The sequence below is a fragment of the Kitasatospora sp. NPDC093102 genome, assembly GCF_040683915.1.
Taxonomy (GTDB): Bacteria; Actinomycetota; Actinomycetes; order Streptomycetales; family Streptomycetaceae; genus Kitasatospora.
Map to the genome: position 1 here is coordinate 1 of NZ_JBFBFA010000024.1, position 12061 is coordinate 12061.

A 12061-nucleotide genomic window follows, 5' to 3' on the forward strand; every position below is an offset into this window, starting at 1 on the left:
CGGGGGGTGAGCGTCCGGTGCGGGTGCCGCTGTCCTTCGCCCAGCAGCGCCTGTGGCTGATCGACCGGATGGAAGGCCCCAGCGCCCTCTACAACCTGCCGCTCGTCCTGCGCGTGGCAGGGGAGTTGGACACGGCCGCGCTGGAGCTGGCCCTCGGTGACGTGGTGGCCCGGCACGAGAGCCTGCGCACGCTGATCGCCGAGGAGGACGGCACCCCGTACCAGCGGATCCTGCCCGCCGAGCAGGCCCGCGTCCGGGTCGAGCTGCTGCCGCCCGGCACCGAGCCGGCGAGCTGCACGGCCCGCCCCTTCGACCTGGCCGCCGACCTTCCCGTCCGCGCCCACGTCATCCCGGCCGGGTCCGGGGAGCACCTGTTCGCCCTCGTCCTGCACCACATCGCCGGGGACGGCTGGTCGATGGGCCCGCTGCTGCGCGACCTCGCCACGGCCTACGCGGCCCGCACCGGCGGCACGGCCCCGCAGTGGGCGCCGCTGCCCGTCCAGTACGCCGACTACGCGCTCTGGCAGCGCGAGCTGCTCGGCGAGGAGGAGGACGGGGAGAGCCTGCTCTCCCGCCAGCTCGCCCACTGGCGCGAGGCGCTGGCCGGCCTGCCCGAGGAGCTGTCCCTGCCCGTGGACCGGCCGCGCCGCGCGGCCGCCTCCCACCGCGGCGAGCGGGTCGTCGTGCCCTACGGCGCGGAACTCCACCGCGCCCTCGGCGAGTTGTCGCGCGAGCACCGGGTGACGATGTTCATGACGGTGCAGGCGGCCCTCGCCGCGCTGCTCACCCGCCTCGGCGCGGGCACCGACATCCCGATCGGCTCGGTGGTGGCCGGGCGCTGCGACGAGGCGCTGGACGACCTGGTCGGGTTCTTCGTCAACACCCTGGTGCTGCGCACCGACACTTCCCCTCGCTCCGCTGGGGATACCCCTACCGGCTCCCCGAGCTTCACCGAGCTGCTGGCCCGCGTCCGGGAGACCCAACTCGACGCCCACGCCCACCAGGACGTGCCCTTCGAGCGCCTGGTGGAGGAGCTGAACCCGGCCCGCTCGCTGGCCCGCCACCCGCTCTTCCAGGTGGCACTGCTGCTGGAGGGCCAGGGCGACCGCGCGCCGCTCGCCCCGGCCGGCCTGGACGCCTCCGTGGAGTCCTCCGCCGGGACGGTCGCCAAGTTCGACCTGAGCGTGGGCCTCGGCGAGTCCTTCGACGCGGACGGCGCGCCCGCAGGCCTGGAGTGCGCGATCGACTTCGCCACCGACCTCTTCGACCGGGAGACGGTCGAGGCCGTCGCCGTCCGCTTCGGCCGGCTGCTGGCGGCGGTGGCTGCCCGGCCCGAGCTGCCGATCGGCCGGATCGAGCTGCTGTCGGCCCAGGAGCTGGCCGCGCTCCCGACCGCCGGCGGCGCCCTGCCGGACGAGGTCCCGCTGCTGCCGGCCGCCTTCGCGGCCCAGGCCGCCCGCACCCCGGAGGCCGTCGCCCTGGTCTGCGGCGACACCGTGCTGACCTTCGCCGAGCTGAACGCCCGGGCCAACCGGCTCGCCCACCACCTGATCGGGGAGGGCGTCGGCCCGGAGTCGGTGGTCGCCCTCGCCCTGCCGCGCTCGGCCAGGAGCGTCATCGCGATCCTGGCCGTCCTCAAGGCCGGCGGCGCCTACCTGCCGCTGGACGCCGACCACCCGGCCGACCGCACCGCCGACACCCTCGCCGACGCGGCCCCCGCCCTCGTCCTCACCGACGGCGGCTGGCCGAAGCCGGAGGCGCTGGCCGGCGTGCCCACCCTGGACGTCGCCGAGGCGACCGGACCGGACACCGACCCGGCGCCGCGTGCCTCGGCCGACAACGCCGCCTACCTGATCTACACCTCCGGCTCCACCGGCCGCCCCAAGGGCGTCGTGGTGCCGCACGGGAGCATCGCCGCCCTGCTGGCCGCCCACCGCGGCGGGCTGATCGCCACCGCCGAGGCCGCGCACGGCCGACTGCGGGTCGCGCTCACCGCCTCGCTGTCCTTCGACGGATCACTGCAGAGCCTGCTGTGGCTGTTCGCCGGGCACGAGCTGCACCTGATCGGCGACGAGCTGCGCCGCGACCCGGCCGCCCTGGTCCGGCACGTACGCGCGGCGGGCATCGGCGCCATGGACGTCACCCCGTCCTACGCCGAGCAACTCCTCGCGGAGGGCCTGCTGGAGGAGACCGCCCCGCCGGTGCTGGTGCTCGGCGGCGAAGCCGTCGGGCAGCAGCTCTGGACCGCCCTGCGCGAGGCGCCGGACACCGCCGCCCACAACCTGTACGGCCCGACCGAGGCCACCGTCTACACCCTCGGCCGGCCCGTCGACGCCGCGGAGCGCCCGGGGCTCGGCGGCCCGATCGCCGGCGTGCGGGCGTACGTGCTGGACGAGTACCTCAACCCCGTCCCGGTGGGTGTGCCGGGGGAGCTGTACCTGGCCGGCGCCGGTCTGGCCCGCGGCTACCTGGGCCGTCCCGGCCTGACGGCGGAGCGCTTCGTGGCCTGCCCCTTCCAGCCGGGTGTGAGGATGTACCGCACCGGGGACCTGGTGCGCCGCACCCGCGACGGCGGCATGGAGTACCTCGGCCGCACCGACCACCAGGTGAAGATCCGCGGCTTCCGCATCGAACTCGGCGAGATCGAGCACGTGCTGACGCTCCACCCGCAGGTGGGCGCCGCCGCCGTCCTGCCCGACGCGGACGGGCTGCGCCTGGTCGCCTACGTGGTCACCGACGGCCCGCTCGACCCCGTCGAACTGCGCGCCTTCGCCGCCGGCCACCTGCCCGGCTACATGCTGCCCGCCGCCGTCGTCCCGCTGCCCGCGCTGCCCCTCACCGGCAGCGGCAAGCTCGACCGGACGGCGCTGCCCGCACCGGACTTCGGACAGCTCGCCGGCGGCCGTGCCGCCCGGACGCCGCAGGAGGAGCTCCTCTGCGCGCTGTTCGCCGAGACCCTCGGCCTGGAGGGCGTCGGCATCGACGACGACTTCTTCGACCTCGGCGGCCACTCCCTGCTCGCCATGAAGCTGCTCGCCCGGGTCCGCACCACCCTCGGCGCGGACCCCGGCATGCGGGCGCTGTTCGAGGCGCCCACCGTGGCCGGGCTCGCCCGGCGGCTCGACCACGGCCCGGCGGCCGACGCGCTGGACGTCCTGCTGCCGCTGCGCACCGGCGGCGACCGGGCCCCGCTGTTCTGCGTCCACCCTGCGGCCGGCATCAGCTGGGTCTACTCCGGGCTGCTGCGCCACCTCGGCCCCGAGCAGCCGGTGTACGGCCTCCAGGCCCGCGGCCTGCGCGGCGACGCACCGGCGAGCGTCGCCGAGATCGCCGAGGACTACGTGCGGCAGATCCGCGCGGTGCGTCCCGACGGCCCGTACCACCTGCTGGGGTGGTCCTTCGGCGCGGTGGTCGCGCAGGAGATGGCCGTGCGGCTGCGGGCCGAGGGCGCCGAGGTCGGCCTGCTGGCCCTGCTCGACGGCGCCCCGGCGGCCCGCAGCGCCGACGCACCGCCCGTCGAAGCCGCCGACACCCTCGCGGAGTTGCTGCACTCGCTCGGCTACGACCCGGCGGACGGACGGGGCCTCGCCGGTCTGCGGGCCGTGCTCGGGGAAGCCGTGGCCGTGCTGCCGGAGGTCTTCGACCGGCACCGCAAGCTGATGGCCGAGCACGTGCCCGACCGCTACCGGGGGGATGCCGTCTTCTTCGGGGCGACCACCGGCAAGCCCGCCGACTGGCCGTACGAGCAGACCTGGCGGCCGTACCTGGACGGCCGGATCGAGAGCCACCGCCTCGCCTGCGCCCACGGCGAGCTGACCCAGCCGGAACCCCTCGCACGGATCGCCGCCGTGCTGGCCGAGAAGCTTGGAGCGTGACCCGCGATGACCACCACCGTCCCGATCGAGTCACCGGCGCCGCCGGAGCGGCCGCGCAGCCGGTGGGGCCTGTGGGCCCAAGGGGACTTCCGCCGGCTCTGGATCGGTGAGACCACCAGCACCCTCGGCACGGCCGTCGGGAGCGTGGCGCTGTCCCTGGTGGCCGTGGTCACCCTGGGCGCCGGCCCCTTCGCGGTGGGCGTGATCAACGCCGCCGCCTGGCTGCCCTGGCTGTTCCTCGGCCTGCCGGCCGGTGCCTGGGTGGACCGCTGGCCCCGGCTGCGGGTGATGCTGGTCTGCGACCTGCTGCTGCTCGTCCTCTTCGGCAGCGTCCCGGTGGCCGCCTGGCTGGGGGCGCTCTCCCTCGCCCAGCTGGTGGTGGTCGCTCTGCTGACCGGGGCGGTGAAGGTGTTCTTCTCCACCGCCTATGGGGCGGTGCTGCCCACCCTGGTGGCGAAGGCCGACCTGCTGGAGGCCAACGTCAAGCTGCGCTCCGGGGCCTCGGCGGCGGACATCGCCGGCCCGGGAGTGGCCGGTCTGCTCGCGCAGGCCTTCGGTGCCGCCAGCGGGATGCTCGCGGACTCGCTCACCTACCTGGTGTCGGCGCTCTGCCTGCGGCGGATCAGGACGGAGGAACGCCCCCCGCCGGTGTCCGAGCGGCGCGGCATCCCGCGCGAGATCGGCGAGGGCGTCCGGTTCCTGCTGCGCGATCCCTACCTGCGCACGCTGGCCTGCTTCGCGGCGGTCGGCAACCTGGGACTGAACGGCATCCAGGCGGTGCAGACGGTCTTCCTGGTGCGCAGCGTGGGGGTCGAACCGGGCGCGGTGGGCGCGGTGTTCGCGCTGGTGAGCGTCGGCGGGCTGGCCGGTGCGGTGCTGGCCGGGCGGATCGCCCGCCGGCTGGGCACCGCGCGCGGGCTGCTGGTCTGCGAGCTGGTGGTCGCGCCCTTCATCCTGCTGCTGCCGCTGGCGGGCGAGCGGCTGCCGCTCGTGGTCAGCGCGCTCGCCTGGGCGGTCGCGGTCTGCGGCGTGGTGGCGGGCAACGTCCTGGCCGGCAGCTTCTCCCAGGCCTACTGCCCGCCCGGGATGATCGGCCGGATCCGGGCCAGCTCCGCGACCCTCAACTACAGCGCGATCCCCGTGGGCGCCCTGCTCGGCGGCTACCTCGGCGAGGTGATCGGCGCCCGCAGCACCATCTGGCTGATGGCGGGCGTGCTGCTCTCGGCCGGCGGGGTGCTGCTGGCCAGCCCGCTGCGCGGCCTGCGCGACTTCCCGACCCGGCCGTCGGCCCCCGTCGCCTGACCGCCCCGCCCCGCCCGCGCCACCTCCCGACCCGCCCTCACCCGGAGGACCCCGATGACCCGCACCGCCCGCCCGCGCCACTACCTGATGTGCCGTCCGACCCACTTCGACGTCACGTACGCGATCAACCCGTGGATGGACCCCGCCAAGCCGGTGGACACCGACCTCGCGGTCACCCAGTGGGAGCGGCTGTACGCCCTCTACGGCGAGCTCGGCCACCGGGTCGACCTGATCGACCCGCTGCCCGGCCTGCCCGACATGGTGTACGCGGCCAACGGCGCCACCGTGGTGGACGGCAAGGTGCTCGGCGCGCGCTTCCGCAACGCCGAGCGGGCCGCGGAGGGCCCGGCCTACCTGGAGTGGTTCCGCGCCCGGGGCTTCGAGACGCGCGATCCGGAGCACGTCAACGAGGGCGAGGGGGACCTGCTGCTGACCGCGGGCTTCGTGCTGGCCGGGCGGGGCTTCCGCAGCGTGGCCGACGGGCACGCGGAGGCCCAGGAGTTCTTCGGGCGGCCCGTGGTCGGCCTGGAGCTGGTCGACCCGCGCTACTACCACCTGGACACCGCGCTCGCCGTGCTCGACGGCGACGAGATCATGTACAACCCGGAGGCCTTCTCGGCCGGCAGCCGTGCCGTCCTGCGCCGGCTGTTCCCGGACGCCCTTCTGGTGGACGGCGCCGACGCGGCGGTGTTCGGCCTCAACGCGGTGAGCGACGGCCTGCACGTGGTGCTGCCGGAGGCGGCCGTCGGCCTGGCCGTGCGGTTGCGGGAGCGCGGCTTCCGGCCGATCGGGATGGACCTCAGCGAGCTGCTCAAGGGCGGCGGCAGCGTGAAGTGCTGCACCCTGGAGATCCGTTCGGCGCCCTGAGCGGGCGGCGCCGAGCACCGGTGACCACCGGTGCTCGGCTGTAGATCGGCCGTTGAACGCGCCCGGCCAGACTGGTGCCACACCACGACGGAACCCCTTCCCACCGGGGAAGCGAGCCGAGGGAGCACCAGAGATGACGCAGCGTCCGGCCACCGCCCGCACCCGCCTCCGGATGTTCACGGTCGGCCTCGGGGCGGTCGTCGCCCTGGGCACCGGCCTGTCCGCCACGGTCGCCGTGGCGCAGACTGCCGACACCGGCGCGGCGACGGTGGTGAGCGGCGGCGCGACGCCGACGCCCACCCCGACCCCCACCCCCACCGCGACCGGCGGCACCGGCGACTGGAACAGCACCGGCTCCTGAGCACACCGGCTCCTGAGCGCACCGGCTCCTGAGCGCACCGGCTCCTGAGCACACTGGAACCGACAGCAGGATCGATTCCTCAGCAGCCCGAGGACAACCGGTCGGCGGCCCGCCACCCGTCCGGGACCGACCGGGCCGAAGCGGCCGAACCCTCCCCCCGGGGCAGCAGCCCCGCCACCTCCCGCGCCTCCGGCAGCCCCAGCCGGACGAAGATCCGATGGGCCTCCCGCAGCCGGCCGTACGCCTCGGCCTCGCGCCCGAGGTCGGCCAGCGTCCGGCCCAGCACCACCAGCGCGTGGCCCTGGTCCCGCTCGGCACCCAGCTCCTCGCACAGCTCCAGCGCCTGCCCGGCGTGCTCCAGCGCCTTGTTCGTCCGGCCCAGCGACCGCAGACTGTCCGCCATCCGGTAGCGGGCGTGCGCGGCCCGGGCCCGCAGACCGGCCGCCGAGGCCACCGCCAGGCACTCGCCGAACCAGGTGACCGCCTCCTCGTGCCGCTCCAGCCCGTGCAGCGCCAGCCCCAGCACGTACAGCGTGTACGCCCGGCCCGGATCGTCGTGCCGGGTCCGCAGCTCGGCCAGCACCTCGTGGCAGATCGGTACCGCCTCGGCGGCCCGCCCGCTGCGCACCCGGGCCAGCGCGGCGTTGACCGTCGTCACCAGCGCCCCGGAGCGGTGGCCGAGTTCGCGGGCCAGCGCCAGCGCCTCGTCGTAGTGCTCGACGGCCTCGTCGTAGCGGCTGAGGAACTGGCAGACCAGGCCGAGGTCGTTCAGGGCCTGGCGCAGGATCACCGTGTCGCCCGCCGAGCGGGAGGCGGCCACCGCCAGCCGGGAGGCCGCCTCCGCCTCCTCCAGCCGGGTGGCGGCCAGCGCGACGTTGCCGCGCAGGAAGTGCGCCCGACCAGCTGCCCGGTGGTCGGCGCGTCGGACCGCGGCCGAGGCCAGGGCCTCCGCGGTGGTGGCCAGCCGGCGGCTGGGCGGGGCGAGGAGGAACGGGGTGAGCGCGATCAGCAGGTCGATCGCGGCGCGCAGCGGCTCCGGTGCCGCCCCTTCGGCCGGAGCCGACGGTGCGGTGGCGTCGTCGTCCGTGACCGTCCAGCCCGCCACCTGCGCGGCCAGCGCGATCGCCCCGGAGCCCTCCGCCTCGGCCCAGGCCCGCGCCCCGTCCGGGCCGTCCAGGGGGACGCCCGCGCTGCGGGCCGGCCCGAGCGCCCCGGCCGCCGGATCCCCGGGGACGGCGTGCTGGAAGGCCGTGCACGCGGTGGCCAGCAGGTGGTCCAGCATCCGGTCGCGGGCCGCCACGGCCGCGCCGGGATCGTCCGGACGGCGCCGGGCGAACGCGCGCAACAGGTCGTGGAAGCGGTAGCGGCCGGGGAAGGGCGACTCCATCATCGCCACGTCCACCAGGGCCTCCAGCAGGTCCTCGGCGTCGTACTCGTCCAGGTCCAGCAGGGCGGCCGCGGCCTGCAGCCCGAGGTCCGGGCCGTCCACCGAGGCGGCCAGCCGGAACGCCCGGGCCTGGGCGGGCGTCAACTGGCGGTAGCTCAGCTCGAAGGCGGCCGCCACCTCCAGGTCGCCGATGCGCAGCTCGTCGATCCGCCGGCGCTCGACCGCCAGCCGGCGGCCCAGCGTCTGCACCGTCCAGCTCGGCCGGGCGGCCAGCCTGGCCGCCACGATCCGGACCGCGAGCGGGAGGTGGCCGCAGACGAGCAGCAGCTCCCGGGCGGCCTCCGCCTCGGCGGCCAGCCGCTCGGCGCCGATGGTGCGGCCCAGCAGTTCGAGCGCCTCCTCGGGTTCGAAGACGCCGAGGTCGGCCTGGACGGTCGCGGGCAGGCCGGACAGCCGGGTGCGGCTGGTGGTGAGGACGGCGCAGCCGACCGCGCCCGGCAGCAGCGGTCTGATCTGCGCGGTGTCGTGGACGTTGTCGAGCACCAGCAGCAGCCGCCGGCCGTCCACCACCGAGCGGAACAGCGCCGAGCGGGCGTCCAGCCCGTCCGGCACCGCGTCGGCCGGCACGCCGAGCGCGACCAGGAAGCCGCTGAGCACCGCCTCCGGATCGGCCGGAGTGGCGTCGGCGCCCCGCAGGTCGACGTAGAGCTGCCCGTCCGGGTAGGCCTCGCGGACCCGGTGGGCGACGTGCAGGGCCAGCGCGGTCTTGCCGACCCCGCCCATGCCGACCACGGTCGCGATCACCAGCGCCTGCTGGCCCGGCGTGCCGAGGGCCCCGCCCAGCCGCTCCACCAGCACCGTCCGGCCGGTGAAGTCGGCCGCGTCGGGCGGAAGCTGGGCCGGTCTCGGGGTCGGTGCGGCGGCCCCGGCCGGGACGGTGGCGGGCACGTCCGGCACCGCGGGTCCGGCGGGCGGGTCCGGCGACTCGACCCCGGGCACGGCCGGCTCCGCACTGCCGGCGAGGAGCGCGACGGACGGCGTCGGAGCGGCGAGCGACGGGTCGCCCTCCAGGATGCGCTGGTGCAGCAGGTCCAGCTCCGCCCCGGGCGCCACCCCCAGTTCGGCCAGGAACAGCTGGCGCGCGCCCCGGAACACCGCCAGCGCGTCCGCCTGCCGCCCGGCCTGGTACAGCGCGCGCATCAGCAGCCCGTACGCCCGTTCGTGCAGCGGGTGCTCGGTGGTCAGCGAGGTCAGCTCCGGAATGCACCGGGAGTAGCGCCCCAGCGCCAGGTCCAGGGCGATCCGCTCCTCCAGCAGGGTCAGCCGCAGTTCCTGGAGCCGCTGGCGCTGCCGCTGCGCGAACGGACCGGGGATGCCGGCCAGCGGCTCGCCCTGCCACAACTCCAGCGCCTGGTTCAGCAGGTCGCGCGCCTGCTGCGGCTCTCCGGCGGCCGCCGTGCGCTCGGCCTGCGCGGCCAGCTCCTCCGCCTGCGCCGCGTCCACCGCGTGCTTGGGCAGCACCAGCCGGTAGCCGTCCCCGACCGAGGTCAGCACGGCCGGCGCGTCCGGCTCCTCGCCGTGCAGGACCTTGCGCCACCGCCAGGCGTAGGTGCGCACCGTCGTCATCGCGGTGCCCGGCGGCTCCTCACCCCACAGGGCGTCGATCAGATCGGTGGCGCTCGCACCGTGGCCGGGCCGGAGCAGCAGCACCGCCAGCATGGCCTGCTGCTGGGGGCTGCCCACCTTCAGCACGGTCACGCCGCGCTGCGCCCGCATCAGACCCAGGACCGAGAACCGGAAATCATCCATTCCTGCACCTGCCCGCCTCATGTGCTCGCCCCCGCCCGCGCACGTGCCGCCCCCCGAATTGATGAGCCCCTATCAACCCACGGCACCCGGTGGGATGTCGAGGGATCGTCGACCCGGCGGTGATCCGGTGTTGATCGGCCGTCACCACAATCGGTGGTGTGGCGCCCGCAGTCGGCCCGGCACCAACCGTCGGACCCGCCACGTCCCCGGCCGCCCGGCCGCCGTCCGGGCGACCACCACGGCTCACGGAGGCGGACGCCCATGAACACCGACCTGCTCCACCGGCTGCTCGACGTCGACCCGGTCGCCGGACCGGTCGAACTGCTCCACCGTGCCCGCGGCGAGCGCCACCTCCCGTACCTGGTGCTCGCCGCGCTCGCCCGGGACGGCGTCCGGATGGGCGAGCACGCCCGGGCCGAGCTGCGGCGCGCCCGCGACCGGGCCGACTGTTACGCCGGGATCGCCCGCGAGCTCGCCGACGCCACCGGGGTCCGCCCGATCCGCGACCTGCCACTGGCCGGCTACTACCCGCCCGACCTGCCCCGGCCGCTGGGCGGGCTCAGTCTCGTCAGCCCCACCGAGGCCACGCTCTGGCAGGCGGTCAACCGGCTGGTCACCGACCACCCGGTGGAGTCCGTGGAGGTCACCCTGCTCGGCGAGCGGCCCCGGCACACCACCGTCACCCTGCGCTGGCCGGCCGAGGACCCGCTGCTCGACCCGTGGTACCAGGTACGGGTCGCGACCGCCGCGCTCACCGGCGACCTCGCCACCGTCCCGGTCCGCCCCTACCTGGCCGCCGACGACCACGTGGAGTGCCTGATCGCCCTCGCCGAGGAGGGGCTCGGGCGCGCCTTCCTCGCGGGCGACGTGATCGACGTGGCCCACCTCGCCGGGCAGCCCTTCGAACCCGTCGAGACCGCCGCGGTGGTCGCCGCCTACCGGCTCGCCCCGGAGGCCGCGGCCCTCCTCGACCTCGCCGCCGAGCACGTGTCGCTGGGCTCCCTGCGGGACGTGCGCACCGTCCTGGAAGCCGAGGTCGCGCCCGAACTCCGCCGCCGCCGGACCCTCGCCCACCCGCTCCGGCCCCGCCACGGCACCCTGTTGCGCCGCACCGTCATCCGGCACCGCTGGGACGAGGCCCTGCTGCTGCCGGCCGGCGCCGCCACCCTGCTGCTCACCCCGGTCGCCGACTACCTGCTCGGCCCGGAGGGCACCCGGCCGACGGCGCCCGAACGCACCGCCGCCCTCGCCGCCCTGCGAGCCTGGGACGAGACCGCCCCCGGCAGCCCGGACCCGGCCCGGTGCACCGGCCTGTCGGAGCCGCGCCACCGCTGAGCGACCGCAGGCGTGGGTGGGGGGCTTGGCGGCCGGCCCGGGGAATCTTGTATGGTTCCTGGCGAATCATCCAGAGGGGTGGAGGGACCGGCCCTACGAAGCCCCGGCAACTCCCCGGTCGACCCGGCGTCCGAAGTACGCGCCGTGCCGTCCGGGATCAGTGCCAACTCCGGCCTGTCGCCACTGTGGCGCGGGAAAGATGAGGAGACACGGTGCTCTCTGTGCTGTCCTTCGCCCGGGCGCTTCCCGCCCCGGCGCTTTCGCGTACCCGTCTCGTGCCCGGCGCAGGCAATCGGCCGACTTCTGCGGCCCGTCCTCGCTGACCACCCCCGGCTCCCCGCCAGGAGCCGCCGTGAGCAGCGCCCACCCGCTGCTCCCGGGCCTTGAGACTGGAGTACCCCACCCATGGAGAACACGAGCGGCGTCGGCGTGCTCGACAAGGTCACCTCGATCCTCGGCATCCTGGAGGCCGGTCCCGCCACCCTGGGCGGCCTCGTCGCCGCCACCGGCATGGCGCGGCCCACCGCCTACCGGCTGGCCGTCGCCCTTGAGCACCACCGCCTGGTCACCAGGGACATGCAGGGCCGGTTCATGCTCGGCCCCCGGCTCGGCGAGCTCTCGGCGGCCGCCGGCGAGGACCGGCTGCTGGCCGCGGCCGGATCGGTCCTCACCCAGCTCCGGGACGTCACCGGCGAGAGTGCCCAGCTCTACCGCCGGCAGGGCGAGGTCCGGATCTGCGTGGCCGCCGCCGAACGTCTCACCGGCCTGCGCGACACGGTTCCGGTGGGGATCACCCTCCCCATGAAGGTCGGCTCCGCCGCCCAGGTCCTGCTGGCCTGGGAGGAGCCCGAGCGCCTCCACCGCGGGCTGCAGGGCGCCCGGTTCACCGCCACTGCCCTGAGTGGCGTACGGCGCCGCGGCTGGGCCCAGTCCGTCGGCGAGCGCGAGCTCGGGGTCGCGTCCGTCTCCGCGCCGGTCCGCGGCCAGTCCAACCGGGTCGTGGCCGCCGTCTCGGTCTCCGGACCGATCGAACGGCTCACCCGCCACCCCGGCGCCCACCTCGCCCAGGCCGTCGTCGAGGCGGCCCACCGTCTCACCGAGGCCCTGCGCCACCCGTGACCGACC

At 76.0% G+C, this 12061-nt stretch carries 6 protein-coding genes, 1 pseudogene and 1 riboswitch; of the genes and pseudogenes, 6 read left to right on the plus strand and 1 reads right to left on the minus strand.

What is annotated here, in order from left to right; genetic code table 11:
* Positions 1 to 17 precede the first annotated feature (17 nt).
* The 4 genes and pseudogenes from AB0O11_RS25760 to AB0O11_RS25775 all read left to right on the plus strand — a co-directional run bounded on the left by AB0O11_RS25760 (position 18) and on the right by AB0O11_RS25775 (position 6405).
* The gene (locus tag AB0O11_RS25760; protein WP_363391481.1) at positions 18 to 3875 is read left to right on the plus strand and encodes an amino acid adenylation domain-containing protein; all 3858 of its coding nucleotides are present in this window, start codon (positions 18 to 20) and stop codon (positions 3873 to 3875) included.
* A 6-nt stretch (positions 3876 to 3881) separates the two neighbouring features.
* Positions 3882 to 5177 carry an MFS transporter gene (locus AB0O11_RS25765; protein ID WP_363391484.1) on the plus strand — a complete coding sequence of 432 codons (1296 nt, stop codon included), beginning with the start codon at positions 3882 to 3884 and terminating at the stop codon, positions 5175 to 5177.
* 42 nt (positions 5178 to 5219) lie between these two features.
* Positions 5220 to 6044 (plus strand): annotated as a pseudogene (gene ddaH, locus AB0O11_RS25770) (dimethylargininase); the annotation flags it as partial.
* 133 nt (positions 6045 to 6177) lie between these two features.
* Positions 6178 to 6405, plus strand: a complete 228-nt coding sequence (locus tag AB0O11_RS25775; RefSeq protein WP_363391487.1) for a hypothetical protein — start codon at positions 6178 to 6180, stop codon at positions 6403 to 6405.
* 79 nt (positions 6406 to 6484) lie between these two features.
* On the opposite strand, the gene AB0O11_RS25780 is transcribed toward AB0O11_RS25775, so the two are convergent.
* The gene (locus tag AB0O11_RS25780; protein ID WP_363391490.1) at positions 6485 to 9601 is read right to left on the minus strand and encodes a BTAD domain-containing putative transcriptional regulator; all 3117 of its coding nucleotides are present in this window, start codon (positions 9599 to 9601) and stop codon (positions 6485 to 6487) included.
* Between the two features lie 261 nt (positions 9602 to 9862).
* Between AB0O11_RS25780 and AB0O11_RS25785 the strand changes: the two genes are divergently transcribed.
* The gene (locus tag AB0O11_RS25785; RefSeq protein ID WP_363391492.1) at positions 9863 to 10936 is read left to right on the plus strand and encodes a hypothetical protein; all 1074 of its coding nucleotides are present in this window, start codon (positions 9863 to 9865) and stop codon (positions 10934 to 10936) included.
* Positions 10937 to 10999: 63 nt separating this feature from the next.
* A riboswitch (SAM riboswitch) is annotated at positions 11000 to 11142 on the plus strand.
* 199 nt (positions 11143 to 11341) lie between these two features.
* Positions 11342 to 12055, plus strand: coding sequence for an IclR family transcriptional regulator (locus AB0O11_RS25790; protein ID WP_363391494.1), 714 nt, complete (start codon positions 11342 to 11344; stop codon positions 12053 to 12055).
* Positions 12056 to 12061 lie beyond the last annotated feature (6 nt).

Coding starts and splice junctions, on each gene's coding strand:
- AB0O11_RS25790 (WP_363391494.1), top strand. CDS start 11,342: ATGGAGAACACGAGCGGCGTCGGCGTGCTCGACAAGGTCACCTCGATC.
- AB0O11_RS25765 (WP_363391484.1), top strand. CDS start 3,882: ATGACCACCACCGTCCCGATCGAGTCACCGGCGCCGCCGGAGCGGCCG.
- AB0O11_RS25780 (WP_363391490.1), bottom strand. CDS start 9,601: ATGGATGATTTCCGGTTCTCGGTCCTGGGTCTGATGCGGGCGCAGCGC.
- AB0O11_RS25775 (WP_363391487.1), top strand. CDS start 6,178: ATGACGCAGCGTCCGGCCACCGCCCGCACCCGCCTCCGGATGTTCACG.
- AB0O11_RS25785 (WP_363391492.1), top strand. CDS start 9,863: ATGAACACCGACCTGCTCCACCGGCTGCTCGACGTCGACCCGGTCGCC.